The sequence below is a fragment of the Pseudomonas putida genome (assembly GCF_028682395.1).
GTDB classification, from domain to species: Bacteria; Pseudomonadota; Gammaproteobacteria; order Pseudomonadales; family Pseudomonadaceae; genus Aquipseudomonas; species Aquipseudomonas putida_AB.
Genome location: NZ_JANHLC010000012.1, coordinates 132418 through 158287, shown reverse-complemented (window position 1 = coordinate 158287; position 25870 = coordinate 132418). Strand labels below are relative to the sequence as shown.

The window sequence follows — 25870 nt, the reverse complement described above, 5'->3', positions numbered from 1 at the left end:
CCAGACGCACGATCACACTTCTCCCCCCTCCAAGCCTATCTGGCACGCTTTGGTCTTTTACCAAAAGTAGTCGGCTGTGCTTTTTTTGATACAAGTCCAGGCAAATGTTTACACGGGCAGCGTCAAACCATTAGGCGGCAAGGGCAATGCGGTTTTATAACGCACCTGCTTGAGCGCAAAGCTGGAGCGGATATTGGCCACGCCCGGGACTTTGGTCAGGAAGTCCATCATAAAGCGCTCCAGCGCCTGGATAGTCGGCACCAGTACCCGGATCAGGTAGTCCGGATCGCCAGCCATCAGGTAGCACTCCATCACCTCCGGGCGATCGGCAATGGCCTGTTCAAAATGCTGCAAGGCTTCCTCGACCTGCTTCTCCAGGCTGACATGGATAAACACATTGACGTGTAACCCCAGCAACTCCGGCGCCAGCAACGTGACTTGCTGGCGTATCAGACCTTGTTCTTCCATGGCCTTGACCCGGTTGAAACACGGGGTGGGCGACAGGTTTACCGAGCGTGCCAGGTCGGCGTTGGTGATACGGGCGTTCTCCTGCAGGCTATTGAGGATGCCGATGTCCGTTCGATCAAGTTTGGCCATGAGATAAAACCACCTGTTTTTTGTCCTTATGCAGAGAGATTGTCCTCAAACAGGCGTCCTGGCAACGAAGTTGAGAGAAATATTCTTTGGGCTCAGGAATATGATTTAGCCAGGGACTACAGTTGATCCATGGATGATCAACGCTGTCCCACGCTTCAAGACGCTATCGCGCCCAACAAAAATATCGACAAGATCGAGCGTAGAGAAAGCCATGAACGACTATGAACCGCTGCGCCTGCACGTTCCTGAACCCTCGGGACGCCCTGGTTGCAAGACCGATTTCAGCTACCTGCGCCTGACCGACGCCGGTCTGGTGCGCAAGCCACCCATCGATGTCGAACCCGCCGACACCGCCGACCTGGCCAAAGGCCTGATTCGCGTGCTTGACGACCAAGGCCAGGCGCTCGGCCCCTGGGCTGAGGGGGTGAGCGTCGAGATTCTGCGCAAAGGCATGCGCGCCATGCTCAAGACACGGATTTTCGATAACCGCATGGTGGTCGCCCAGCGTCAGAAAAAGATGTCCTTCTATATGCAGAGCCTGGGCGAAGAAGCCATTGGCAGTGCCCAGGCCCTGGCCCTGAACATCACCGACATGTGCTTCCCGACCTACCGCCAGCAGAGCATTCTCATGGCCCGGGAAGTGCCGCTGGTGGACCTGATCTGCCAACTGCTGTCCAACGAACGCGACCCGCTCAAAGGGCGGCAGTTGCCCATCATGTATTCGGTGCGCGAATCGGGTTTCTTCAGTATCTCCGGCAACCTGGCCACCCAGTTTGTCCAGGGCGTGGGCTGGGGCATGGCCTCGGCGATCAAGGGCGATACCAAGATTGCCTCGGCCTGGATCGGCGATGGCGCCACCGCCGAATCGGACTTTCACACCGCCCTCACCTTCGCTCACGTCTATCGCGCACCGGTGATCCTCAATGTCGTCAACAACCAGTGGGCGATCTCGACGTTCCAGGCCATCGCCGGCGGCGAAGCCACGACCTTTGCCGGACGCGGCGTCGGTTGCGGGATCGCTTCGCTGCGCGTCGACGGCAATGACTTTGTCGCGGTCTATGCCGCATCTGCCTGGGCCGCCGAACGGGCCCGGCGCAATCTGGGGCCGACCCTGATTGAATGGGTCACCTACCGCGCGGGCCCGCACTCCACCTCCGACGACCCGTCCAAGTACCGCCCGGCCGATGACTGGAGCCATTTCCCCCTGGGCGATCCGATTGCCCGCCTCAAGCAGCACCTGATCCACATTGGCCAATGGTCTGAAGAGGAGCACGCCAGCGTCAGTGCCGAACTGGAGGCACAGATCATTACCGCCCAGAAGGAAGCCGAAACCTTCGGCACCCTGGCGGGCGGACAAATACCCAGCGCCGCGACGATCTTCGAGGATGTCTACAAGGACATGCCACAGCACCTGATTCGCCAACGCCAGCAACTGGGGATCTGACATGAACGATCACAACACTTCCATCCAGTTGGACACCGCCATGACCACGACCACCATGACCATGATCCAGGCCCTGCGCTCCGCCATGGATGTCATGCTCGAGCGCGACGACAACGTGGTGGTCTTCGGTCAGGACGTCGGCTACTTCGGCGGCGTGTTTCGTTGCACCGAAGGCCTGCAGGCCAAGTACGGCACGTCGCGGGTCTTCGATGCGCCGATTTCCGAAAGCGGTATCGTCGGCGTTGCCGTGGGCATGGGGGCCTACGGGTTGCGGCCGGTGGCCGAGATCCAGTTCGCCGACTATTTCTATCCGGCGTCCGACCAGATCGTCTCCGAAGCCGCGCGCCTGCGCTATCGCTCGGCCGGTGATTTCACCGCGCCGATGACCCTGCGCATGCCCTGCGGCGGTGGCATCTATGGCGGCCAGACCCATAGCCAGAGCCCCGAGGCGATGTTTACCCAGGTCTGCGGGCTGCGCACGGTCATGCCATCCAATCCCTATGACGCCAAGGGGCTGCTGATTGCCTCCATCGAAAACGATGATCCGGTGATCTTTCTCGAACCCAAGCGCCTGTACAACGGCCCGTTCGATGGCCATCACGATCGCCCGGTCACGCCCTGGTCGAAACACCCGGCCAGCGCCGTCCCCGAGGGTTACTACAAGGTGCCGTTGGATGTGGCGGCCATCGCCCGTCCGGGCAGCGCGGTCACGGTGCTGACCTACGGCACCACAGTCTATGTCTCCCAGGTCGCCGCCGAAGAGACCGGCATCGATGCCGAAGTCATCGACTTGCGCAGCCTGTGGCCACTGGACCTGGAGGCCATCGTCAATTCGGTGAAGAAAACCCGGCGCTGCGTGGTCGTGCACGAAGCCACCCGCACCTGCGGCTTCGGCGCCGAGTTAGTGGCCCTGGTGCAGGAGCACTGTTTCCACTACCTGGAAGCGCCCATCGAACGTGTCACGGGTTGGGACACTCCGTATCCCCATGCCCAGGAGTGGGCATATTTCCCTGGTCCGACCCGCGTGGGTGCGGCTTTGCAACGGGTTATGGAGGTCTGAATGGGCACGCACGTTATCAAGATGCCGGACATTGGCGAAGGCATTGCCGAAGTTGAACTGTCGGTCTGGCACGTCAAGGTCGGTGACCTGGTTGTCGAGGATCAGGTGCTGGCCGATGTCATGACCGACAAGGCCATGGTCGATATTCCCTCCCCTGTGCACGGCAAAGTGATTGCGCTGGGCGGCCAGCCCGGAGAAGTCATGGCGGTCGGCAGCGAGCTGATCCGTATCGAAGTCGAAGGCGCCGGCAATCTGAAAGAAAGCGCTAGCGCACCGACGCTCAAGCCAGCCGCCGCGGAGAAAGCGACGGCGCCGCCCATCAATCCTGCCGCCCAGGTAGAGAAGGCCAAGCCCGACACGACGGCGACGCCGGCGCCACGGCCGGCCGTTGCGCCGGTCGCGCGTACCGCGGATGAACGCCCTCTCGCCTCGCCTGCCGTGCGCAAGCGCGCTCTGGATGCCGGTATTCAATTACGCCTGGTCCAGGGCAGTGGCCCGGCCGGGCGGATCCTGCATGACGACCTCGATGCGTATCTGCAGCAAGGCCAGTCCCGCAGTGCGCACACTTCTGGCTATGGCGAACGCCACGATGAACAGGCTATCCCGGTGATCGGCCTGCGTCGCAAGATTGCCCAGAGGATGCAGGAGGCGACCCGTCAGGCAGCGCATTTCAGTTACGTCGAAGAAGTCGACGTCACGGCGCTGGAAGAACTACGCGTACAGCTCAATGAGAAATGGGGCGCCAGTCGCGGCAAGCTGACCCTGCTGCCGTTTCTGGTCCGGGCGCTGGTCGTGGCCGTGCGCGACTTCCCGCAGATCAATGCCCGGTATGACGACCAGGCGCAGGTCATCACCCGCCATGGCGCGGTGCATGTCGGGATCGCCACCCAGGGCGATGCCGGCCTGATGGTGCCGGTGGTACGCCATGCCGAAGCACGCGGGTTATGGGCCAGCGCCGAGGAAATCAGCCGGCTGGCCAATGCGGCTCGCAGTGGCAAGGCCAGCCGTGAGGAAATGTCCGGTTCGACCATTACCTTGACCAGCCTGGGCGCCCTGGGCGGCATTGTCAGTACACCGGTGCTCAACCTGCCGGAAGTGGCGATTGTCGGCGTCAACCGGATTGTCGAGCGGCCGGTGGTGATCAAGGGCCAGATCGTGATCCGCAAGATGATGAACCTCTCCAGCTCCTTCGATCACCGGGTGGTCGATGGCATGGACGCCGCGCAGTTTATCCAGGCGGTTCGTGCCCTGCTCGAACAACCCGCCACCCTGTTTGTGGAGTGACCATGCACCAGACTGAACAGACCACGCTACTGATTATCGGTGGCGGCCCGGGCGGTTATGTCGCCGCCATCCGCGCCGGCCAGTTGGGCATCCCGACCATCCTCGTGGAGGGCCAGGCGTTGGGCGGCACCTGCCTGAATATTGGCTGCATCCCGTCCAAGGCGCTGATCCACGTCGCCGAGCAATTCCAGCAGACCCTGCATCACAGCCAAGGCTCGGCCCTGGGCATCGAAGTGGCGCCGCCGCGGCTGAATATCGAGCAGAGCATTGCCTGGAAAGACGGCATCGTCGATTGCCTGACCAGCGGCGTCGCGACGCTGTTGAAGAAACACAAGGTCAAGGTCATTCACGGCTGGGCAAGCATTGTCGACGGCAAGACCGTGGACATCGCCAGTGCCGGCCTGCGTATCCAGTGCGAGCATCTGTTGCTGGCCACCGGTTCGAAAAGCGTGGAATTGCCCATGTTGCCCCTGGGCGGCCCGATCATTTCCTCCACCGAGGCCCTGTCACCGAAAAGCCTGCCCAAACGACTGGTGGTCGTAGGCGGCGGCTATATTGGCCTGGAACTCGGCAGCGCCTACCGCAAGCTGGGCGTCGAGGTCAGCGTGGTCGAGGCCCGCGACCGCGTGCTGCCGGCCTACGATCAGGAACTGACCCAGCCCGTGGCCGACGCCCTGAAGAAACTCGGCGTGCACCTGTACCTGCAGCATAGCGTCGAAGGCTTCGACGCCCAGCGCCAGTGCCTGCAGGTGCGCACGCCCAGTGGTGAGATCCTGGCCCTGGAAACCGACCAAGTGCTGGTCGCCGTGGGCCGGCGCCCACATACCCAGGGCTGGAACCTGGAAGCCCTGGCGCTTGATCGCCAGGGCGCGGCGATCAAGGTCGATCGTCACTGCCAGACCAGCATGCGCAATGTCTGGGCCATCGGCGACCTGACCGGCGAGCCGATGCTGGCCCACCGGGCCATGGCCCAGGGTGAATTGGTTGCCGAAGTGATTGCCGGCCAGCACCGCGAATTCAATCCGAGTGCCATTGCCGCCGTGTGTTTTACCGACCCGGAACTGGTGGTGGTCGGACAGTCGCCCCAGGAAGCCGAGGCGGCCGGTATCGATTGCCTGGTGGCGCAGTTTCCTTTCGCCGCCAACGGGCGGGCCATGACCCTGGAATCCAAGGCCGGATTCGTGCGGGTGGTGGCGCGCCGTGACAATCACCTGATCCTCGGCTGGCAGGCCGTGGGGGTGGGTGTCTCGGAGCTGTCGACCGCATTTGCCCAGTCCCTCGAGATGGGGGCGCGGCTTGAGGATGTGGCCGGTACCATCCATGCGCACCCGACCCTGGGCGAAGCCGTGCTGGAAACCGCCCTGCGCGCCCTGGGCCATGCCCTGCACTTGTAAGCCTCTGCCATTGAGGGCCGCGCCGTATAACGCATTAGCGGGTTGTACGGCGCACGGCGGCAAATGTTGAGAAAACCTGTAGAATCGCGCTCTTTTTTCCGAAGCTGCCGCCATGACCTCACAACAAAAGCCCCCGGCCAATGAACTGATCTTCGGCCTGGAAGACCGCCCGCGTCCGTGGATCGGTATGCTCGCCGCTCTGCAGCACCTGCTTGCGATCATCGTCCCTATCGTCACGCCCGGCCTGCTGATCTGCCAGGCCCTGGGCGTTTCGGCCCGCGATACCAACCTGATCGTCTCCATGTCCCTGGTGATTTCCGGAATTGCCACCTTTGTGCAATGTCGGCGTTTCGGCCCGTTCGGTGCCGGCTTGCTGATTGTCCAGGGCACTAGCTTCAACTTTGTCGGGCCGCTGATTGCCGGCGGTGCACTGATGGTCAAGCAAGGCACGCCCGTTGAGGCGGTGATGGCCGCAATCTTCGGCGTGGTGATCGCTGGCTCGTTCGTCGAAATGGGCATTTCGCGGATCCTGCCCTTCGTCAAGCGCATGATCACGCCCCTGGTCACCGGGATCGTGGTGCTGATGATCGGCCTGACCTTGATCAAGGTTGGCCTGATCAGCATGGGCGGCGGTTTTGGCGCAATGGCCAACGGCACTTTCGCCAATGGCGAAAACTTACTGCTGTCCGGTGTGGTCCTGGCGATTATCGTGGTGCTCAACCGGATCCCGGTGGTCTGGATGCGCAGTTGCGCCATTGTCATTGCCCTGGCCGTTGGCTACGCCCTCGCGGGCTACCTGGGGCGCCTGGACTTCACCGGCATGCACCAGGCCGAACTGTTCCAGGTCCCGGTCCCCCTGCATTTCGGCCTGGGCTTCTCCTGGTCGTTGTTTATTCCGATGTTGGTGATCTATCTGGTGACGTCCCTGGAGGCCATCGGTGACGTCACCGCGACCAGCAAGGTGTCGCAGCAACCGGTGGAAGGCCCGTTGTGGATGCAACGGATCAAGGGCGGTGTCCTGGTCAATGGCGCCAACTCACTGCTGGCCGGCCTGTTCAATACCTTCCCCAGCTCGATCTTCGCCCAGAACAATGGCGTGATTCAGTTGACCGGCATTGCCAGCCGCCATATCGGGGTGTGGATCGCCCTGATGCTGGTGGTGCTGGGGCTGTTCCCCAGCGTCGCGGGAGTGATCCAAGCGGTACCGGAGCCAGTGCTGGGAGGTGCGGCCATGGTGATGTTCGGCGCCGTTGCAGCCTCGGGGATCAATATCCTCGCCAGTATCGAACTGGATCGGCGGGCGCTGTTGATTATCGCCGTGTCCCTGGCACTGGGCCTGGGCGTATCCCAGGTACCGGAGTTCCTGGCGCACATGCCGGCGGCCTTGCGCAATGTGCTGGAGTCCGGCGTGGCGACCGGCGGGATTTGTGCGCTGGTCTTGAACTGGTTCCTGCCCACTGTTCCCCAACGTGACTGAACCGTCTGCACACTAGCAGGCGCTGCAAGAGTGAGCGCCTGCTAGAGTTTACAACTAAGAAGCCTGGGTGGCCGTATAGCTATATGCTTTTATCGCCTCACATGTATAAGCAGAGCGCGGCCAAAATTCATTTTCGAACCAGACCTTAAAAACGGAGGCGAATGGAAATTTGAAATCGCCGTAATTGGGATCAAAGAAACGAACTTCACCTTCCTCTGTAGTATGTGCAACTATGGCATGCCACACGTTATTATTAAGCAAGCAAACAACTTTGTAGTGCCCTCTATTAATTAAGCAGTTCAGAAGAAAAAATTCCTTAAGGCCATATTTATTATCTTTTATATTACCATAAGGGATATCATCAGCACCTCGTTCAAGCCCATGTCTTGCCAGCCAGTCGCTCACAATACGAACTTGATCATCTCCGTTACCAACATTCGCATCAATATTCAACTGCTTAATTGACGTCAGCATGTCAATATTGAACTGGCCCTTCTGCCCACCTGTATAGAGCCCATCAAATAAACTCAGACCGTTTGCATGGCAGGCCATCCAGTGATCACATAATGCCATACAGCCCCCCCCTGAGTGGCTGAGTGCAAAGCAATCTGTTTATTAAACTCACCTTTTGATTGAGAAAATTTGAAGACAACTTCTCCACAATATCTCTTTGCTGACATTCGAATAGCATTCATTCGACTAGCTAAAATCGTCGAGAATTTAGCAGCATTAAGCTCAGGGACTGAGCGAGCCGCCAGGTCACAGGGATTTTCCTTATTATCCGAGGTCAGCTGTCTATTCAGTGGGGCCGGAGGGGAGATATGGCATCTTATTCGGTAAAGCAATCGCTGGATAGAGTTTGTAGAATTCGCGAACTCAATCTCACGACCGCTTAGTCTCAACGTCTTCGGTTGGGCGTGCCTGGATATATGGTTGCTCGCTCGATGGAGAAATTGCCGTATTAGATGTTTATCAGATTTTATAAATTCAACGCCATGCCTATTTAGTCCCGCGGTATCCCCGGGCATTGATGGCGGCAAAGTGGAATATTGATTTATGCTGCCTTGCACAATCATAAACTAAGACCTCTCTATCCTGTTTTTGGCCAGCCTTTAAAAAGGAAAGCTAAAATTTGCAAAACTGAAATTGTATTTGGAATAACTCTAAATCCAGAGACGGGGCTTGAATTGTAAAAAAACAGACTATTTTTTTATGTTTATGAAACTGATCTAAAAAACGCGCAAGAAATCAACAATAGTGCCCGATTATCGCGGTCAAAACGCTCACTCACGCATGCTTTAATGAAAGGAATCGCACGCCCGTATCAAGGCGTGGCGTGGACATCTCGTAAAGGTCGCTACGAGCAATAGAAACCGTACAAAGGTTCACGACGCGCAATGTGCTGGAGACCGGCGTGGCACCGGCGGGATTTGTGCGCTGGTCTTGAACTGGTTTCTGCCCACTGCTCCCCAACGCGACTGAACCGTCCTCCAACTAGCGGGCGCCGCGAAAGTGAGCGCCTGCTTTTATTTGCAACAAAAAAGCATGGCTGGTCGTATAACTCATTGTTATCATCTGCTCATACTTATAAGTAGAGAGCGGCAAAAAATCGACTTCGAACCAACTCTTGAAAGCGCTGTAAGTTGGAAATTTGAAATCACCGAAGTTGGGGTCAAAGAAACGAACCTCACCATTCCCAGCTGTATACGTAACCGCGACATGCCCACCGCGACGCTGACAAAAGAAAATAGCTGTATAATGCTCCCTGTCAATTATGCACAGCGGAAGCGTTCTCTTTGCAGTATTAACACTCGTTTCAACCAGCCCAAGGCCATTTTTTGCTAGCCAGTTGTCCGAAGCATTGAGTTGGTTTTCAACGCCTCTGCCAAACGTATCAATAGTCGACTGTTTAATGGATGCTAGCATGGCATTATTAAATTGGCCTTTTTTCCCGTTTACATAGAGCCCATCAAACAAATTCAGGCCATTTGCATGGCAGGCCATCCAATGGTCACATAATGCTTTGCAGGCACCCTCCCGAGTGCCTGCGTGCATAATCAGCTGTTCTTTAAATGCGCCTTTTTGTTGCGAAAACTTAAAGACGACCTCTCCACCATATTTCTTTGTTGTCACTCTAATAGCTTTAAGCTCTGACATTTGAGTAGCACTAAGCCGAGGCGAGACAACCTCACTAATAGCTATTGAGGGGGTTGCAAGGTTGCAGGGGGGTTCCTTGTTGTCCGAGGTCAGTCTCCATATTATTTGTTGGAACAATCGCTGGATTGGATTTATGGGACTCGCGAACTCAACCTCACGATTGCTTAGTATCGAGGGAAACCAGGTTGTATGGGAACTCACTCGACGGAGAAATTGTTGCATGTCATTTTCGCAGGAGCTCACGAGCTTAACGTCACGCCCATTTAATTCTGGCCCCGCATTATCCCCGGGTGCTAGTGGCGTCAAAGCAGAGGATTGATTTGTGCTGCATCCCACCTTCATAAACTATGACCTCTCTATCCTATTTGTTTTGGCCGGATCCGTTAAAAGGAAAGCTAACGTTTGCAAAGCTGATATTTATGTTGAATAACTCTAATTCAGAGGCAGGGCTTGAGTTGTAAAAAAACAGAATATTTTTTATGTTTATGATGCTGGTCTAGAAAACGCGTAAGAAATCAACAATAGCGCCCGACTATCGCGGTCAAAACGCTCATTCACCCGCATGTTTTAATGAAAGGAGTCGCACGCCTGTATCAAGGCGTGGCGTGGACATCTCGCAAAGGGCGCTACCAGCAATAGAAACCGTACAAAGGTTCACGACGCTCAATGTGCTGGAGACCGGCGTGGCAACTGGCGGGATCTGTGCGCTGGTCTTGAACTGGATTCTGCCCACTGCTCCCCACCAATGCGACTGAGCCGTCTCCACACTCGCAGGCGCCACGAAAGTCAGTGTCTGCGCTTACAAGTAATAGCTGTTATCTCATTATATTGATAATGAGAGCGCGGCCAAAATTGCTCTTCGAACCACCTCTTGAAAGTGCCGTGTGTTAAAAAGATAAAATCGCCGTAATTGGGATCAAAGAAACGAATTTCACCATTCTTCGCTGTATACGTAGCCACGACATGCTTAAGCCCCCCCCCACCAGCCATCACGATTGATTGGTACCGCCCTCTGCCAGTTATGCAATCCATAAACACACGCCCTACATCGTCCCTTGCATCCTTAGTCTCGGGCGGAACACGGCGAAGTTTAAGGCCGTGCCTTGTCAACCACTCGTTCGAAACACAAAGTAGCTGAGAAAAATCCATAGCCACCACCGCCGCCGTCAACGCGTCAATGTGCAGCTGTTTAATTGACACCAGCATATCGATATTGAATTGGCCTTTCTGCCCATCCATATAGAGTCCGTCAAACAAACTCAGACCGTTTGCATGGCAGGCCATCCAGTGGTCACATAATGCTTTGCAGACTCCATACTGAGTGGCTGAGTGCATAGCAATCTGCTTATAGAACGCCCCTTTTGATTGGGCGAATTTAAAAACAACCCCGCCACCATATTCCGCTGCCGAGCTTCGAATACGATTAATATCAACGAGCATCCTTTTGAGCTTATCTTCACTAATGGTAGGTATTGAGTGAGCGGGCAGATCACAGGGATTTTCCTTGTTGTCCGAGGTCAACATCCTATTCAGTGGGGCCGGTTTCCCATTCACTGGGTCCGGTTTCCTCTTCACTGGTTCCGGTATCTCCTCCCATAGGTTCAGTGCTGCTGTACAATTCGCGAACGTAATCTCACGGCCGCTTAGCCTAAGCGTCTTCAACGGATTCGACGGCGCTTGATGGAGAATTTGCTGTGTAGTATGGCTGTCGCTATTCACGAATTTAACGCTATGCCCGTTTAATTTAGCTTCTGCGGCCTCTACGAGTGTTGAAGGCGGCGACGCGGGATATTGATTTGTACTGGGCTCCACATACATGAACTATAACTTCCATTTCCGCATTATTTTTGCTACTCACTGAAAGCTAAAGAGCTGTTAGTGTTTAGTAGAGGTGACTGTATAACTAAGAGTCCCTATACTCATTGATTCATCATCATATGCGCGCGGCCAAAGTTCGAGCGTCAACCACTCCCTGAATGTGAGGAGTGTTGGAAATTTAAAGTCGCCGTAATTGGGGTCAAAGAAACGAACTTCACCACCCTCTGCAGTATATGTACTCACGACATGCCCTTGCTTGCCATGGTCCCACTGTAGAAACATTAATTTGTAGCACCCTTTGTCAGCCGTACAACCCAGGAGCACATCTACTGCGTCGCCCCCTACTTCCTTAAAATCGGGATAGTTAGAGTTCGACTTAAGGCCATAGCTTGCCAGCCACTCGTTCGCAATAGTGATTTGTGAATTCAACGAATTAATTATCGTCTGATCAATTTGCAACTGCTTAATTGACACCAGTATATCGATATTAAATTGGCCTTTCTGCCCACCCACATAGAGCCCGTCAAATAAACTCAGAGCGTTTGCATGGCATGCCATCCAGTGGTCACATAACGCTTTGCAGGCCCCAGGCTGAGTGGCTGAGTGCATAGCAATCTGCTTATAGAACGCCCCTTTTGCTTGGGAGAATTTAAAGACAACCTCGCCACCATATTCATCTATTGACCTTCGAACAGCATTAATCGCAACGCGCGTCTCTTCAAGCGCCTCTCCACTAATGGTAGGTATTAAGTGAGCGGCCAGATCACCGGGATTTTCCTTGTTGTCCGAGGTCAACATCCTATTCAGTGGGTCCGGCTTCTTACCCAATGGCGCCAGTGCTGCAGTAGAGTTCGCGAACGTAATCTCACGGCCGCTTAGCATAAGCGCCTTCAACGAATTCGACGGCGCTTGATGGAGAATTTGCTGTGTGGCATGTCTGTCGCCATTCACGAATTTCACGCTATGCCCGTTTAATTTAGATCCCAACTTGCTGTTCGCCAGAGACAACAGAGCGGGACTTTGATGTGTACTGAATTCCACAAGCATAAACTAGACCTCCCTTTCAGAATTTGTAAGCCTAGGCTTTCGATGCGAAAACTCTAGCCCAGACATAGAGCTTAAGCTGTAACAATAGAGAGGTTTTTTTTATAATTATGATGCGTTCGCATTGATAAAAAATGCGCGAAAGAATTAACAGCAGCTTCTTACTACCGCCGCCAAACCGCACATTCAGCGGTATATCTTAGTGAAAGGAGTCGCACTTCTGTATCAAGTCTTGGCTTGGATATTTCGCGAAGATCACAGCCAGCAACAGAAGCCGTACAAACGCTTACGACCTTGTTCCTGTACGTAGAATATGTCGTGGCCTTATTGTGGCTGCTGGCGTTTGTGGTGCTGTAGCGCAAGCATCACCTGCGCCGGCCGCTGGCAGTGGCCTTTGTGGCCATGATCTGCGTGTCCATTGCACAGATCACCGTGGGTTTCTATGCCCTTGACCGACTGGGCCTGGCGCCCGCGCAAGCAGCCCAGGCCGCCGGGATTTCCCTGACCATGGTGGGTTTTGCGCTGATCGGCGCCCTGGTGGCGGCGACTGGGTTCGCCGGTGCGATGTTCGCCGATACCCGGGAACTGCTGTGGCTGTGTTTTTTTGTTTCCGCTGCTGGCATGGGCTGGATCTTCCCGGCCTTTGCCGCCCTGGCGGCCAACTCGGTGGACGCCGCCGAACAGGGTGCCACGGCAGGCACCGTGGGCGCGGTACAGGGCCTGGGGGTGGTCATCGGCCCGCTGGCCGGGACGCTGATCTACGCTGTCGAACCGCGTTTGCCCTACCTGGTCGCGGCCTTCCTGCTCTTGCTGGTGGCGCTCTGGCCGGCTCAGAGAATCCGGTAGAGCAGGCGTTCGATGCGCACCCGGCTGACCCGACGCAGAAACTTGGCCACCGCTGGAGGGTAATCCGCTAGGGTTTGCAGATTGCGGAAGTCATCAATGCGCCGGGTGTGTTCCATGATCCTGCGCAACTCGGCTTCGCGCGGTGCCAGCCATTCGCCACGCGGGTCGTCGAGCAGCAAGGCGTTTTCCAGGTCGAGCCGGAAAGCCCGCGGGTTGAGGTTGTTGCCGGTCAGCAAGGTGTAGCGCTGATCGACCCACATGCCCTTGAGGTGGTAGCTGTTGTCGCCGTGGTGCCACAGGTGCAGGTTCAACTGGCCGCTGTCGATCACCTTCTGGTGCCGCTTGGCAAACCGCCGCAGGCTGATTTCATACAGGTACGGCAAGGCCGCGATAATCCGGAAGGGTTCGCTGGGCGGGATAAAGAAGTCATTGGCGGTCTTGTCGCCGACGATGATGTCGATCTTCACGCCACGGGCCAGGGCCCTGTTGAGCGCCCGACTGACCGGCTGCGGCAGGTTGAAGTACGGCGTACAGATCGTCAGTTGCTCGCGGCTGCCCTCGATCAGCTCGCAGATCACCCGGCTCAGCGGATTGCTCTTGCCCACCCCCAGGATCGGGCAGACGCTCAACCCCGGCGCCTGGCCTGGCGCCATGCTGGTGTCATAGGCGGCGCGCTTGAGCCGGTTGCGCAGGTCGCCAATGGCTGCGCGCAGGCTGCGGGTGCTCGGCAGCACAGGCACGTCGAGCCGGTGTACTGCGGGGGTGTGGATCAACTGTTCTTCGACCAGGCGCTGCATCGAATCGGCCAGCGCCGGGCACTGCAACAGGTGATAACGATCGAAACGGTACTTGTCGAATTTGTGCAGGTAGACGTTGTTCAGGCTAGCGCCGCTATAGACCACGCAGTCATCGATCACAAAGCCCTTGAGGTGCAGCACGCCGAACAATTCGCGGGTCTGCACTGGCACGCCGTAGATCGGCACTTCGCAGTCCGGGCCGTAGGCCTGGCTCTGGGCCTGATACCAGGCCGCGTTACCCGGCTGTTTGCCCGCGCCGATCAACCCGCGCTGGGCCCGCAGCCAATCGACCAGTACGACGATCTGCAGCTCGGGCCTGGCGGCCTTGGCCGCATGCAGCGCATCGAGGACTTCCTGGCCGGCTTCATCCTGTTGCAGGTACAGCGCAACCAGGGTGATACGCCGGCGGGCCTGGGCGATCATCTCCAGCAGGCGCTGGCGATACTGCGCGGCGCCGTCCAGTACGGTCAGGTCCGCAGGTTGCAGAGCAAAGCCACGAAGTTCGGGCAACAGAGCGCGTTTGAAGAACGACGGCATGGGGCTCGCTTGGGTCGAATACACAGGGCCGCGCAGCTTACACGATTTTGTCGGCGATCAGCGCCTGGCACCCAGTTGCCAGACCCGCGCAATATCCCGCGCCCGCGCGGCCAGTAGCGCCGGCGCCTCGCTACAGGCCTGGGCCAGGCTCATCGGCCCGGACACCAAGGCAAAGGCCGCATCGATGCCGTGCGGGTACAACTGCTCATAACCCTCGCCCAGGGTCCCGGCCAGCACAATCACCGGGACGCCCTGTTGACGGGCGATCCGAGCCACGCCCAGGGGCGTCTTGCCGCGCAGGGTCTGGGCATCGAACCGCCCTTCGCCGGTGATCACCAGGTCGGCGCCGCGCACTTTGCCAGCCAGGTCGACCAGTTCCCCAACCACTTCCACTCCAGGACGAAACTGCGCACCGAAAAAGGCCTTGGCGGCAAATCCCAGGCCGCCCGCCGCGCCGCTGCCCGGCTCATCCTGCAGATCCTTGCCCAGGGTTTGCGCGCAGTGCCAGGCAAAATGGGCCAGGGCTTGATCCAACTGCTCGACCTGGGCCGGCGAGGCGCCCTTTTGCGGACCGAAAATCGCCGAAGCGCCCTGGGGCCCGCACAGCGGATTATCGACATCGGCGGCAATCTCGAACTGCACCCCGGCCAGGCGTGGATCGAGCCCGCTCAGGTCCAGGCGGGCCAGGCCCGCCAGAGCTGCGCCTCCCGGCGCCAGAATCCTCTCCTGAGCATCGAACAGGCCCAGGCCAAGGGCCTGCAAGGCGCCGGCCCCGGCATCGTTGGTGGCACTGCCGCCAATGGCCAGGATGATCCGTTCGGCGCCCAGGTCCAGCGCGGCCCGAATCAGCTCGCCGGTACCGAAGGTGCTGCTGATGCAGGCATCGCGCTGCGCCAGCGCTACCCGTTGCAGGCCACTGGCCTCGGCCATTTCGATAATCGCTGTGCGGCTGGCCGGCAACCAGCCCCATTGCGCCTCCACCGTTTCCCCCAGTGGCCCCTGCACCGGGCTACTGCGTTGCTCACCCTCGGCCGCCAGCAGAATTGCTTCGACAGTGCCTTCGCCGCCATCGGCCATCGGGCACTCGATCAGCTGCGCGTGCGGCCAGACACTGGCCAGCCCGGTGGCAATGCTGCGGGCCACGGCGCTCGCGGCCAGGCTGTCCTTGAACGAGTCAGGGGCGATAACGATTTTCATGGGCCAATCTCCAGTTCTTATGCCGCTATGCTGCCAGTTGCCCGGGCGCTTGACGCCTGTCCACTGCACAAGCGGGCGCCGGCTTTTTTGTTCATGTCGACAAAGCCGTGGCGGCGTCCGGCAGCAATTGCACGCCGAGATAGAGGGCCAGCATGCCGTCCAGGCGCACAGGATCGACGCCGCTCAACTCGGCAATCCGCTCCATTCGATAGCGCAGGCTGTTGCGATGGATGCCCAGGGCCTCCGCACAAGCCTGGCTCTGCCCATCGTGCTCGCACCAACTGCGCAAGGTGCTGATCAACAGACCATTAGTGTCCTTGGCCATGACTTTGCGCAGCGGGTTGAGCAACTCCTGCAGGGCATCCTCGTTGCGGTGACGCCACAGCATGACCGGCAGCCGGTAGCGGTTCAGTGTCAGCAAGCGGCTGCGCGGCAATACATCGCGGCCATAGGCGAGCAAATCCCCCACCCGCCGATAACAGCGGCGCAGCCCGGCCAGTCCTTCGGCCTGGCCACCGACGGCGACCCGCAGGATCGTCCAGCCCAGGCCATCGAGCTTGCCCAGCAGGCGCAGGTCATCCATAGCCAGCGCCGCCGGGCGACACCAGAGCAGCGACAGCTTGGCTGGGCTGACACACCAACTGTCCGGGTAGCGCGACAACAGCCAGGCACTCAAGGCCTCGGCACTCTGGCCCTCGCCCAGCTCGAACAGATAAGGCACGCGCGCCAACTGCGGCTTGAGCCCCATCTGCTGGGCCTCGTCCAGCAGCCGTGGGGCGTCGCCGGCCTCGCTGAGCAGCAGTGCCAGCAGGTCTTCACTGCGTTGCCGGCGCCATTGCTGCTCAGCCTGTTGATGGCGCTGGCCGACCAGCATCTCGGCGGTCATGCGGACCAGTTCGGCATAGGTGCGCAATTGGTCCGGCTCACCGGTGAGGCCCAGCACGCCGATCAGGCGCTGATCCAGCAATAGCGGCAGATTGATCCCTGGCTGCACGCCTTTCAGGCATTTGGCCGCCTGGGCGTCGATTTCCACGACGCGGGCGTTGGCCAGGACCAGTTGGGCGCCTTCATGGCGCGTATTGATACGCTCTTTCTCGCCACTGCCTAGAATCAAGCCCTGGCTGTCCATGACATTGACGTTGTAGGGCAGGATCGCCATCGCCCGGTCGACGATATGCTGGGCCAGGTCATGATCGAGTTCGAACATAGGGATCAATCCTTGCGGGCGACGTCCAACGAACGATTCGCCGATCAATTGTTCAGTCGCACAGGCTGTCTGGATAACCTCTGTGCAGTAGCACAAAGACGTGGGCCCCTTGCGTGGTCGAGACTTTGCGGGCAGGTCAACGTTACCTGCGCATCGCGAAAAAACATAATAAAGAGAGACCGATATGTCACAGAGCGCCGCTTTGCCCCAGGCCACCGATGACGATAAAAACGCCGTTTACAAGCGCATCACTCTGCGCCTGATCCCCTTTATCTTTATCTGCTATCTGTTCAATTACCTCGATCGCGTCAACGTCGGCTTCGCCAAGCTGCAGATGCTCGACGCGCTGAAGTTCAGCGAAACGGTCTACGGCCTCGGCGCCGGGATCTTCTTTATCGGCTATGTGCTGTGCGGCGTGCCCAGCAACCTGGCCCTGACTCGCTTCGGGCCTCGGCGCTGGATCGCGCTGATGATGGTGACCTGGGGCACGCTGTCGGCCTGCCTGCTGTTCGTCACCACGCCAACCCAGTTCTATACCCTGCGCCTGTTTACCGGTGCGGCGGAAGCCGGCTTCTTCCCGGGCGTGGTGCTGTATCTCTCGCAGTGGTTCCCGACCTTCCGGCGTGGGCGGATCATGGCGCTGTTCATGTCGGCCATCCCGGTTTCCGGCCTGTTGGGCGGACCGTTCTCCGGCTGGATCCTCAATCACTTCGCCGCGGGCCAGGGTGGCCTGGCCGGCTGGCAGTGGATGTTCCTGTTGCAGGGCGTCCCGACCGTACTGCTCGGCGCCCTCGCGTTCTTTCTGCTCAGCGACACGTTTGCCAGCGCCCAGTGGCTGAGCGCGCGGGACCGTGCCGTACTGGAGGCCGATCAGGCCGAAGATGCCGCGAACAAGCCGAAAACCGTCAGCGACTCCCTACTGGCCGTGTTCAAGAACCCGGCCATCTGGGCCTTCGGCCTGATCTATTTTTGTATCCAGAGCGGTGTCTACGCGATCAATTTCTGGTTGCCTTCGATCATCAAGAGCCTGGGCTTCAACGATAACCTGGTGATTGGCTGGATCAGCGCCATTCCCTATCTGCTGGCCGCGGTCTTTATGCTGCTGGTCGGCCGCTCGGCCGACTTGCGCAAGGAGCGCCGCTGGCACTTGGTCGTGCCCATGCTGATGGGCGCCGTCGGCCTGTTGATCGCGGTCAACTTTGCCGCTAACCCGGCCATCGCCATTCTCGGCCTGACCCTCGCCACCATGGGCGCCCTCACCGGCCTGCCGATGTTCTGGCCAGTCCCCACCGCCATGCTCAGTGCCGGCGCGGCGGCAGGCGGCCTGGCGTTGATCAACTCCATGGGCCAGATGGCCGGCTTCCTCAGCCCCTACCTGGTCGGCTGGATCAAGGACAGCACCGGCTCCACCGACGCCGCCCTGTATGTGCTGGCAGCAGTGATCGTCGGCGGTAGCCTGTTGGCGTTGCGCATGACCCGCACTTTGCGCACTTGAGGTGCGTTTTACCGACACTGCCGCGTTATGGCGCATGAATGGGTTTGCCTGAAACGGCCCGGGGCCTCAAGCTGATGGCCCCCCTGCTGATTCCATGTGCTTGCACGAGGCTGTTGTGTCCAAAGGTATTGTTCTCTCGGTAATGGCGTCGGTGCTATTCGGCGTCATGTATTACTTCACTTCCCTGCTCAAGCCCCTTGATGGCGAAGAGATTTTTGGCTGGCGCATGTTGCTGACGCTGCCCTGCATGACGCTGTTCATGGCGTTCAGTGGCGACTGGAAGCTGATCGTCGGGATCTTCCAGCGGCTGCGCTCACAGCCCTGGCTGGTCGCTGGTTTGCTGTTGTCCTCGCTGCTGGTCGGCGTGCAGCTCTGGCTGTTTATGTGGGCGCCGCTCAACGGCCGTAGCCTGGATGTGTCCCTGGGGTATTTCCTGCTGCCGTTGACCATGGTGCTGACCGGGCGCCTGGTCTATGGCGAGCGCCTGTCACGCCTGCAGACCGTCGCCGCCCTGCTCGCCTGTTGCGGTGTATTGAACGAGCTGTACCGGGTCGGCAGCTTTTCCTGGGCGACCCTGGTGGTGGCCATCGGTTATCCGATCTACTTCGTCCTGCGCCGGCGCTGCGGCACCGACCATCTCGGCGGGCTCTGGCTGGACATGGTGTTGCTGTTGCCGGCAGCCTGGTGGTTCGCCCTGCACGGGCCCCAGGGCGGCCTGGCGGTCGTGCAGCACACCCCGGCGCTGTATGGGCTGATCCCGTTGCTGGGGGTGATCAGCGCCTCGGCGCTGATCTGCTACATCCTCGCCAGCCGATTACTGGCCTTCAGCCTGTTCGGCTTGCTCAGTTATGTCGAGCCGGTGTTGCTGGTCGGTGTAGCCTTGCTGCTTGGGGAAAGCATCGGGCCCGGCGAATGGCTGACCTATCTGCCGATCTGGCTGGCCGTGGCGGTGTTGGTGCTGGAAGGCGCCAGGCATTTGCTCGGCCAGCGCAAGCGCCGGTGGGTGTAGAGCGTTAGCCAGCGCTGGGTGCAGAAGCAATCAGCGCACGCCTGTCGCCAAGGTTACAGAGAGCCCTCGGTGGGCAACCAGATACGCAAGCGCGCCCCGCCCAGCGGTGAGGCCTCTACCGTCAACCGCCCACCCTGGGCATGGACTGCCCGGCGACTGATCGCCAGGCCCAGGCCAAAGCCGCCCGTGGCACGATCACGGCTGCGATCAAGCCGGTAGAACGGCTCGAACACCAGTTCACGCTGAGGTTCGGGAATGCCGATACCGTCATCGTCGACCCACAGCTCGCAACCCTGGGCGGTGACCTTGACCCCCACCTGCACATGCCGCTCGCAATAGCGCACGGCATTGCGCAGCAGGTTTTGCACCGCCCGCGCGGTCAGGCGCGGGTCCAGGGCAAAGCGCTCCAGCGGCCCCTGCAACAGCACATCGAGTACGATATCCGGCGCTTCCAGGGCCTCATCGAAACTGCCCAGGATGCTGTCGACAAATTCGTCCAGCGCGACCACCACCCGCTCCGGCTGACGGGCCGGGTCTTGCAGGCGACTGTAGGACAGCAGTTCGAGCACCAGCTCGTCGAGCTCGCGAATATGCTGCACCAGCCCCTGCAGGCGCTCCCGGTTGGCCGGCGGCAAATCGTCAGACAAGGCCAGGGCCAGGCCGAAGTCCAGGCGGGTCAGGGGGGTGCGCAGCTCATGGGAAACCGCATTGAGCAGGTCCCGCTGCTGGTTGAGCAAGTGCTCGATATCCCGGGCCATGGTGTCGAAGACATGGGCCAGTTCGCCGATATTCGAGCGTGGCGAGATCCGGGTCCGTTCGCCCAGATGCCCCTGGCCGATCAACCCGGCGGTGTGCTTGAGCCGCTCCAGGTCCCGCCAGTGCGGGCGCAGCCAGAACAGCAGGCAACCGAGCATCACAGCGCCGATCAGCACGTTGATGCTCCAGTACAGCAGGTTGATATCCAGCGGATCGGGCGGCACCACGATCTCTACCGCGTATTCATCGTTCAGGGGCGCCGCCACGAGGGTCCAGAGCCCCCAGTCGCCGATCCGCACCACCGGCTGCCCGCACCGCAGGCGTTCCTGCTCGGCGGGGCTTAGATCCGCATCATCGAGCTTGACCAGCGCCACCCGTTGCGGGCTGAACAGCCTGTCCAGTTCCATGGCCAGGCTCGGCCAGCTCTCGGCCGGGACACTCTTGAATTGGCGGACCAGCAGGTTTTGCAGGCCACGGGACTGGTTGACGTTAAAGTCCGTGACCCGCTCGTGAAACAGGCCGATCACCAGTTCCGGAACCAGATAGATCGCCGCGCTGAAACTGACAATGGTCACCAGGTACAGGCGAATCAGGATCTTGAACATCGACTCAGTATTCCCACTCGCTACGGCTGAACAGGTAGCCCTTGCCCCAGACGGTCTTGATTTTGCGCGCCTCGCCGGCACTGTCGTCGAACTTGCGCCGCAGTTTGGAGATCGCCACATCCACCGAGCGGTCGGTGCCATTGAACTCGATACCGCGCAGGCGCTGCAGGATCTGGTCGCGGCTCAAGACCTCGCCGGCATGCCGGGCGAGGACGACCAGCAGATTGTACTCGCCACTGGACAGCTCGACCGGCTGGTCGCGCCAGGTCACCGTACGCTCCGAAAGATCGATGCGCAGGTTGCCGACCAGGATCTGATCGCTGGCCATCTGCGGTTCACTCAGGCTGCTGCGCCGCAACAGGGTCCGCACCCGGGCCAACAGGACCCGCGGCTCGCAGGGTTTGGTCACGTAGTCGTCGGCGCCCATTTCCAGGCCCAGCACCTGGTCGTGACTGTCATCGCGGGCGGTGAGCATCAGGATCGGCAGCGTGGCCGAATCGGCCCGCAACAGGCGGCAGACCTGCAGGCCATCGAGTCCGGGCAGCATCAAGTCGAGAATCACCAGGTCCGGCGGGTCGAGCCGGGCCCGTTCGCGTACCTGGTCGCCCCGGGCGATCACGCTGACTTGATAGCCATTACGTTCCAGATAGCTGGCAATCAGTTCGGCCAGGGCGCAGTCGTCTTCGACCAGGAGAATGGTGGGCATAGGAAAGTTACGGACCGGAAAAACCACAAAGGATATACGCCCCCGGTACAGCACGCCCGCAAGCTTCACACTTTTTCACAGAGCCCCTACAGAGCTTCACAGCGCTATGTAGTCGCGCGCCTTAGGATGCCCGGGTCATAATTGGGACTGTCCTATGAATAAGTTGTTTGCTGCGCTTAGCCTTGGCCTGCTGGCACTGACCCTCGCCGGTTGCGACCGATCTTCCAGTGCCGAGGAATCGGCACCGCTGCCCAAGGTTCGGGTCGAAACCCTGCAACCCCGGGCGCTGACGATCAATAGCGAGTTGAGTGGGCGCATTGCCGCGCCACGGATCGCCGAAGTCCGCGCCCGCGTTGCCGGCGTCGTGCTGCAGCGGGCTTTTCGCGAAGGCAGCGACGTCAAGCGCGGCGATGTGCTGTTTCGCATCGACCCGGCACCGTTCCAGGCTGATCTGGACAGTGCCCAGGCGGCGTTGAGCAAGGCCCAGGCCAACGCCTTCCAGGCCAAGTTGCAGAACGAACGCTACCAGGCGCTGATTGAGATCAATGCGATCAGCCACCAGGAGTACGACAACGCTCGGGCCAATGCCCTGCAAACGGCGGCGGATGTCGCGGCCAACCAGGCGGCAGTCAAGCGCGCCAAGCTCAACCTGGGCTATGCCACCGTTACCGCGCCGATTTCCGGGCGTATCGGCCGGGCACTGGTCACCGAAGGCGCACTGGTCGGCCAGGGCGAGACCACGGCGCTGGCGGTGATCCAGCAACTGGACCCGATCCATGCCGACCTGACCCAATCCACCCGCGAGCTCAACGAACTACGGCGGGCCCTGCGTGCCGGCCAGTTGCAGCAGGTAGGCCAGGACCAGGCCCGGGCCACACTGATCCAGGACGATGGCAGCGCCTACCCGCGACCGGGCAAGCTGCTGTTTACCGATATCAGTGTCGACCCCAGCACCGGGCAGATCATCCTGCGCAGTGAATTCCCCAACCCCGACCTCGACCTGCTGCCCGGCAGCTTTGTGCGTGTGCGCCTGGAGCAGGCCGTCAATCGCCAGGGCCTGAGCATTCCCCAGCGCGCGGTCCTGCGCGACAGCGCCGGGGTCGCCCAGGTGCTGGTGGTCGATGCCGAGGAGCGGGTGCATCAGCAACCCGTCGAACTGGGCGCTGTCCAGGACGATCGCTGGATCGTCAACAGTGGCCTGCAGGCCGGTGACCGGATCGTGATCGAAGGCCTGCAACATGCCCGTCCTGGCGAGCAGGTGCAGGTCGATAACGACGCTCCCCTCGCCCAGACAGAGGCTCGCTGAAGATGCCGCAGTTCTTTATCGATCGCCCGGTCTTTGCCTGGGTGATTGCCCTGTTTATCCTGCTGGCCGGTATCCTGGCGATTCCCCAACTGCCGGTGGCCCAGTACCCCGACGTCGCTCCGCCCCAGGTGGAAATCTCCGCCACCTACCCCGGCGCCTCGGCCGAGACCCTGGACGAGAGCGTGGTCAGCCTGATCGAGCAAGAGCTCAATGGCGCAGACCACCTGCTGTACTTCGCCTCGCAAAGCAGCCTGGGCACGGCGACCATCACCGCGACCTTCCAGCCCGGGACCAACCCGGAAATGGCCCAGGTTGACGTGCAGAACCGCCTGAAGATCGTCGAGTCGCGCCTGCCCCAGGCCGTGACACAGCAAGGCCTGCAGGTCGAGAAAGTGTCCTCCGGCTTCCTGCTGCTGGGCACGCTGACCTCCAGCGATGGCCAGCTCAATGAAGTGGCGTTGAGCGACTACCTTGCGCGCAATGTGATGAACGAGATCAAGCGGATCGACGGGGTCGGCAAGGCCCAGCTTTATGGCTCCGAGCGCGCCATGCGGATCTGGCTCGACCCGCGCAAGCTGATCGGCTTCAACCTGACGCCCAGCGACGTGAGCAATGCCCTGGCCGCGCAGAACGCCCAGGTCTCGGCCGGCAGCATCGGCGACCTGCCCAGCCCCGCCACCCAGGAAATCACCGCAGCGGTACTGGTCAAGGGCCAGTTGTCGACGCCCGAAGAGTTTGCCGCGATTGTGTTGCGCGCCAACCCGGACGGCTCCACGGTGCGGATCAGCGATGTGGCCCGGGTGGAAATCGGCAGCCAACAGTACCAGTACGCCACCCGTCTCAACGGCAAGCCGACCACCGCGTTCAGCGTCCAGTTGGCGCCTGGCGCCAATGCCCTGCGTACCGCCACCCTGATCCGCGAGAAAATGACCGAACTGGAGCGCTATTTCCCGGCCGGCGTGGAGTTCAAGATCCCCTACGACACGTCGCCCTTCGTCAAGGTCTCGATCACCAAGGTGGTCTATACCCTGCTCGAAGCCATGGTGCTGGTGTTCGCCGTCATGTTCCTGTTCCTGCAGAACCTGCGCTACACGCTGATCCCGACCCTGGTAGTGCCCGTGGCACTGATGGGTACGTTCGCCACCATGCTGGCCCTGGGTTTCTCGGTCAATGTGCTGACCATGTTCGGCATGGTGCTGGCCATCGGTATTCTGGTGGACGACGCCATTGTGGTGGTGGAGAACGTTGAGCGCATCATGGTCAACGAAGGGCTGTCGCCCCGGGACGCGACACGCAAGGCCATGGGCCAGATCTCCGGAGCGATTGTCGGCATCACCCTGGTGCTGGTGGCGGTATTTATTCCCATGGCCTTTATGCAGGGCTCGGTGGGCGTGATCTATCGACAGTTCTCGCTGTCCATGGCGACCTCGATCCTGTTCTCGGCTTTTCTTGCCCTGACCCTCACGCCGGCCCTCTGCGCGACCTTGCTCAAGCCCATCGCCAAGGGCGAACACCATGCCAAGGGCGGTTTCTTCGGCGCCTTCAATCGCCGTTTCGAGCAGATGAGCGACGGCTACCAGCGCTGGGTCCTGCATGCGCTCAAGCGCAGCGGTCGCTACCTGCTGATCTACGCGGTCCTGTTGCTGGCCCTGGGCTGGGCATTCACGCGCCTGCCCTCCTCCTTCCTGCCCGTGGAAGACCAGGGTTACACCATCACCGATATCCAGTTGCCGCCAGGCGCGAGCAAGGCGCGCACCGTGGAGGTGGTCAAGCAGATCGAGGCGCACAACACCGGTGAACCGGGTGTGGCCGATACCACCATGATCCTCGGCTTCAGCTTCTCCGGCAGCGGGCAAAACGCCGCCTTGGCCTTCACCACGCTCAAGGACTGGTCGCAGCGCAGCGCGCAGGACAGCGCCGAGGCGATTGCCGAGCGGGCCAATATCGCTCTAAGCGGGTTGAAGGACGCGGTGGCCTACGCCATTTTGCCACCGCCGGTCGACGGCCTCGGTACGTCCAGCGGTTTCGAGTTCCGCCTGCAGGACCGGGCCGGAGTCGGTCACGCCGCCTTGATGAAGGCGCGCAGCGAGTTGCTCGCCGCCGCCGAGAAGAGCCCGGTGCTGGTCAACGTGCGCGAAAGCGCCCTGGCCGAAAGCCCTCAGGTGCATCTGGAAGTGGATCGCCAGCAGGCCAACGCCCTGGGCGTGTCCTTCAACGATATCGGCAATGTGCTGTCCACCGCCGTCGGCTCGGCCTATATCAATGACTTCCCGAACCAGGGCCGCATGCAGCGCGTGGTGGTCCAGGCCGAGGGTGACCAACGTAGCCAGATCGCCGATCTGTTGAAGATCCATGTGCGCAACGACCTCGGCAAAATGGTGCCACTGGCGGCGTTTGTCCAGGCGCGTTGGGTACAGGGGCCAGCGCAGCTAACGCGCTACAACGGCTATCCGGCAATCAGTATTTCCGGCGAGCCGCAGCCCGGGCACAGCACCGGCGAGGCCATGGCCGAGATCGAGCGGCTGGTGGCAGCGCTGCCGGCCGGGCTCGGCCTGGAATGGACCGGCCTGTCGCTGCAGGAGCGCCTGTCCGGCGCCCAGGCCCCGATTCTGCTCGGGCTGTCGTTGCTGATCGTGTTCCTGTGCCTGGCAGCATTGTATGAGAGCTGGTCGATCCCGACCTCGGTGCTGTTGGTGGTGCCGCTGGGGGTACTCGGCGCCGTGGTGGCCGTCAGCCTGCGCGGAATGCCCAACGACGTGTTCTTCAAAGTGGGGCTGATCACGATCATTGGGCTCTCGGCCAAGAACGCGATCCTGATCATCGAGTTCGCCAAGAGCCTGGTCGATGAAGGCCATGACCTGATTGACGCGACCGTCCAGGCCGCGCGCCTGCGCCTGCGCCCGATTGTCATGACCTCCCTGGCGTTTATCCTCGGCGTGGTGCCCCTGGCCATCGCCACCGGGGCCAGTTCCGCGAGCCAGCAGGCCATCGGTACCGGGGTGATCGGCGGGATGATCAGCGCCACCCTGGCGGTGGTCTTTGTCCCGGTGTTTTTCGTGGTGGTGATGAAGTGGGTCGACCGCCGTCATCGGGCGGCCAAGCCCTAGCCCTTGACGCCATTGCACCGTGCTATG

The 25870-nt window shown here is 60.1% G+C and carries 18 protein-coding genes and 4 pseudogenes; 12 read left to right on the top strand and 10 right to left on the bottom strand.

Going from position 1 to position 25870, the window contains the following annotated elements; genetic code table 11:
* Nucleotides 1–108: 108 nt before the first annotated feature.
* Nucleotides 109–597: a Bkd operon transcriptional regulator BkdR gene (bkdR, locus tag NPS46_RS23115; RefSeq protein WP_274111358.1), complete on the bottom strand. Its 489-nt coding sequence runs from the start codon at nucleotides 595–597 to the stop codon at nucleotides 109–111.
* Nucleotides 598–808: 211 nt separating this feature from the next.
* Between bkdR and NPS46_RS23110 the strand changes: the two genes are divergently transcribed.
* From NPS46_RS23110 to NPS46_RS23090, 5 genes are all read left to right on the top strand, one after another.
* Nucleotides 809–2041, top strand: a complete 1233-nt coding sequence (locus NPS46_RS23110) for a 3-methyl-2-oxobutanoate dehydrogenase (2-methylpropanoyl-transferring) subunit alpha (RefSeq protein ID WP_274111356.1) — start codon at nucleotides 809–811, stop codon at nucleotides 2039–2041.
* Nucleotide 2042: 1 nt separating this feature from the next.
* A complete protein-coding gene (locus NPS46_RS23105) occupies nucleotides 2043–3101 on the top strand; it encodes an alpha-ketoacid dehydrogenase subunit beta (protein ID WP_274111354.1) in 1059 nt (352 codons plus the stop codon).
* Nucleotides 3102–4385, top strand: coding sequence for a dihydrolipoamide acetyltransferase family protein (locus NPS46_RS23100; RefSeq protein WP_274111352.1), 1284 nt, complete (start codon nucleotides 3102–3104; stop codon nucleotides 4383–4385).
* 2 nt (nucleotides 4386–4387) lie between these two features.
* Nucleotides 4388–5779, top strand: coding sequence for a dihydrolipoyl dehydrogenase (gene lpdA / locus NPS46_RS23095; RefSeq protein WP_274111350.1), 1392 nt, complete (start codon nucleotides 4388–4390; stop codon nucleotides 5777–5779).
* A gap of 112 nt (nucleotides 5780–5891) precedes the next feature.
* The gene (locus NPS46_RS23090; protein ID WP_274111348.1) at nucleotides 5892–7256 is read left to right on the top strand and encodes a nucleobase:cation symporter-2 family protein; all 1365 of its coding nucleotides are present in this window, start codon (nucleotides 5892–5894) and stop codon (nucleotides 7254–7256) included.
* Between the two features lie 54 nt (nucleotides 7257–7310).
* Here the strand turns inward: NPS46_RS23090 and NPS46_RS23085 are convergent.
* Nucleotides 7311–7835: pseudogene (locus tag NPS46_RS23085) on the bottom strand (YopT-type cysteine protease domain-containing protein); the annotation flags it as partial.
* Nucleotides 7836–8649: 814 nt separating this feature from the next.
* Here NPS46_RS23085 and NPS46_RS25525 point away from each other — a divergent pair.
* Nucleotides 8650–8738, top strand: a pseudogene (locus NPS46_RS25525) (hypothetical protein); the annotation flags it as partial.
* 12 nt (nucleotides 8739–8750) lie between these two features.
* On the opposite strand, the gene NPS46_RS23080 reads toward NPS46_RS25525, so the two are convergent.
* On the bottom strand, nucleotides 8751–9413 hold the full coding sequence (locus tag NPS46_RS23080) for a YopT-type cysteine protease domain-containing protein (protein WP_274111346.1): 663 nt from the start codon (nucleotides 9411–9413) through the stop codon (nucleotides 8751–8753).
* A 665-nt stretch (nucleotides 9414–10078) separates the two neighbouring features.
* On the opposite strand from NPS46_RS23080, the pseudogene NPS46_RS25520 reads away from it, so the two are divergent.
* Nucleotides 10079–10168, top strand: a pseudogene (locus tag NPS46_RS25520) (hypothetical protein); the annotation flags it as partial.
* Nucleotides 10169–10199: 31 nt separating this feature from the next.
* Here NPS46_RS25520 and NPS46_RS23075 read toward each other — a convergent pair.
* On the bottom strand, nucleotides 10200–10937 hold the full coding sequence (locus tag NPS46_RS23075) for a YopT-type cysteine protease domain-containing protein (RefSeq protein ID WP_274111344.1): 738 nt from the start codon (nucleotides 10935–10937) through the stop codon (nucleotides 10200–10202).
* A 351-nt stretch (nucleotides 10938–11288) separates the two neighbouring features.
* A complete protein-coding gene (locus NPS46_RS23070; protein WP_274111342.1) occupies nucleotides 11289–12278 on the bottom strand; it encodes a YopT-type cysteine protease domain-containing protein in 990 nt (329 codons plus the stop codon).
* Nucleotides 12279–12644: 366 nt separating this feature from the next.
* Here NPS46_RS23070 and NPS46_RS23065 point away from each other — a divergent pair.
* Nucleotides 12645–13121: pseudogene (locus NPS46_RS23065) on the top strand (MFS transporter); the annotation flags it as partial.
* Here NPS46_RS23065 and pssA read toward each other — a convergent pair.
* The 3 genes from pssA to NPS46_RS23050 all read right to left on the bottom strand — a co-directional run bounded on the left by pssA (nucleotide 13106) and on the right by NPS46_RS23050 (nucleotide 16859).
* Nucleotides 13106–14455 (bottom strand): CDP-diacylglycerol--serine O-phosphatidyltransferase, encoded by a 1350-nt coding sequence (pssA, locus tag NPS46_RS23060; RefSeq protein ID WP_274111340.1) that lies wholly within the window; start codon nucleotides 14453–14455, stop codon nucleotides 13106–13108. The pseudogene NPS46_RS23065 and the gene pssA overlap by 16 nt on opposite strands.
* 57 nt (nucleotides 14456–14512) lie before the next feature.
* The gene (locus NPS46_RS23055; protein WP_274111338.1) at nucleotides 14513–15652 is read right to left on the bottom strand and encodes a glycerate kinase; all 1140 of its coding nucleotides are present in this window, start codon (nucleotides 15650–15652) and stop codon (nucleotides 14513–14515) included.
* 91 nt (nucleotides 15653–15743) lie between these two features.
* Nucleotides 15744–16859: a sugar diacid recognition domain-containing protein gene (locus NPS46_RS23050; RefSeq protein ID WP_274111336.1), complete on the bottom strand. Its 1116-nt coding sequence runs from the start codon at nucleotides 16857–16859 to the stop codon at nucleotides 15744–15746.
* 184 nt (nucleotides 16860–17043) lie between these two features.
* On the opposite strand from NPS46_RS23050, the gene NPS46_RS23045 reads away from it, so the two are divergent.
* On the top strand, nucleotides 17044–18354 hold the full coding sequence (locus NPS46_RS23045; RefSeq protein ID WP_274111334.1) for an MFS transporter: 1311 nt from the start codon (nucleotides 17044–17046) through the stop codon (nucleotides 18352–18354).
* Nucleotides 18355–18469: 115 nt separating this feature from the next.
* On the top strand, nucleotides 18470–19363 hold the full coding sequence (rarD, locus tag NPS46_RS23040; protein ID WP_274111332.1) for an EamA family transporter RarD: 894 nt from the start codon (nucleotides 18470–18472) through the stop codon (nucleotides 19361–19363).
* A gap of 53 nt (nucleotides 19364–19416) precedes the next feature.
* Here the strand turns inward: rarD and NPS46_RS23035 are convergent, their stop codons facing one another.
* Both NPS46_RS23035 and NPS46_RS23030 read right to left on the bottom strand, forming a co-directional pair.
* Nucleotides 19417–20724 (bottom strand): ATP-binding protein, encoded by a 1308-nt coding sequence (locus tag NPS46_RS23035; RefSeq protein WP_274111330.1) that lies wholly within the window; start codon nucleotides 20722–20724, stop codon nucleotides 19417–19419.
* 4 nt (nucleotides 20725–20728) lie between these two features.
* On the bottom strand, nucleotides 20729–21430 hold the full coding sequence (locus NPS46_RS23030) for a response regulator transcription factor (protein WP_274111328.1): 702 nt from the start codon (nucleotides 21428–21430) through the stop codon (nucleotides 20729–20731).
* A gap of 154 nt (nucleotides 21431–21584) precedes the next feature.
* Here NPS46_RS23030 and NPS46_RS23025 point away from each other — a divergent pair, with 154 nt between their 5' ends.
* Both NPS46_RS23025 and NPS46_RS23020 read left to right on the top strand, forming a co-directional pair.
* On the top strand, nucleotides 21585–22736 hold the full coding sequence (locus NPS46_RS23025) for an efflux RND transporter periplasmic adaptor subunit (RefSeq protein WP_274111326.1): 1152 nt from the start codon (nucleotides 21585–21587) through the stop codon (nucleotides 22734–22736).
* Nucleotides 22737–22738: 2 nt separating this feature from the next.
* Nucleotides 22739–25843, top strand: coding sequence for an efflux RND transporter permease subunit (locus NPS46_RS23020; protein ID WP_274111324.1), 3105 nt, complete (start codon nucleotides 22739–22741; stop codon nucleotides 25841–25843).
* Nucleotides 25844–25870 lie beyond the last annotated feature (27 nt).

What these genes read in the sequence shown, in the direction of transcription:
- bkdR (WP_274111358.1), bottom strand. Translation starts at nt 597, where the DNA reads ATGGCCAAACTTGATCGAACGGACATCGGCATCCTCAATAGCCTGCAG.
- NPS46_RS23110 (WP_274111356.1), top strand. Translation starts at nt 809, where the DNA reads ATGAACGACTATGAACCGCTGCGCCTGCACGTTCCTGAACCCTCGGGA.
- NPS46_RS23105 (WP_274111354.1), top strand. Translation starts at nt 2,043, where the DNA reads ATGAACGATCACAACACTTCCATCCAGTTGGACACCGCCATGACCACG.
- NPS46_RS23100 (WP_274111352.1), top strand. Translation starts at nt 3,102, where the DNA reads ATGGGCACGCACGTTATCAAGATGCCGGACATTGGCGAAGGCATTGCC.
- lpdA (WP_274111350.1), top strand. Translation starts at nt 4,388, where the DNA reads ATGCACCAGACTGAACAGACCACGCTACTGATTATCGGTGGCGGCCCG.
- NPS46_RS23090 (WP_274111348.1), top strand. Translation starts at nt 5,892, where the DNA reads ATGACCTCACAACAAAAGCCCCCGGCCAATGAACTGATCTTCGGCCTG.
- NPS46_RS23080 (WP_274111346.1), bottom strand. Translation starts at nt 9,413, where the DNA reads ATGTCAGAGCTTAAAGCTATTAGAGTGACAACAAAGAAATATGGTGGA.
- NPS46_RS23075 (WP_274111344.1), bottom strand. Translation starts at nt 10,937, where the DNA reads ATGTTGACCTCGGACAACAAGGAAAATCCCTGTGATCTGCCCGCTCAC.
- NPS46_RS23070 (WP_274111342.1), bottom strand. Translation starts at nt 12,278, where the DNA reads ATGCTTGTGGAATTCAGTACACATCAAAGTCCCGCTCTGTTGTCTCTG.
- pssA (WP_274111340.1), bottom strand. Translation starts at nt 14,455, where the DNA reads ATGCCGTCGTTCTTCAAACGCGCTCTGTTGCCCGAACTTCGTGGCTTT.
- NPS46_RS23055 (WP_274111338.1), bottom strand. Translation starts at nt 15,652, where the DNA reads ATGAAAATCGTTATCGCCCCTGACTCGTTCAAGGACAGCCTGGCCGCG.
- NPS46_RS23050 (WP_274111336.1), bottom strand. Translation starts at nt 16,859, where the DNA reads ATGTTCGAACTCGATCATGACCTGGCCCAGCATATCGTCGACCGGGCG.
- NPS46_RS23045 (WP_274111334.1), top strand. Translation starts at nt 17,044, where the DNA reads ATGTCACAGAGCGCCGCTTTGCCCCAGGCCACCGATGACGATAAAAAC.
- NPS46_RS23035 (WP_274111330.1), bottom strand. Translation starts at nt 20,724, where the DNA reads ATGTTCAAGATCCTGATTCGCCTGTACCTGGTGACCATTGTCAGTTTC.
- NPS46_RS23030 (WP_274111328.1), bottom strand. Translation starts at nt 21,430, where the DNA reads ATGCCCACCATTCTCCTGGTCGAAGACGACTGCGCCCTGGCCGAACTG.
- NPS46_RS23025 (WP_274111326.1), top strand. Translation starts at nt 21,585, where the DNA reads ATGAATAAGTTGTTTGCTGCGCTTAGCCTTGGCCTGCTGGCACTGACC.
- NPS46_RS23020 (WP_274111324.1), top strand. Translation starts at nt 22,739, where the DNA reads ATGCCGCAGTTCTTTATCGATCGCCCGGTCTTTGCCTGGGTGATTGCC.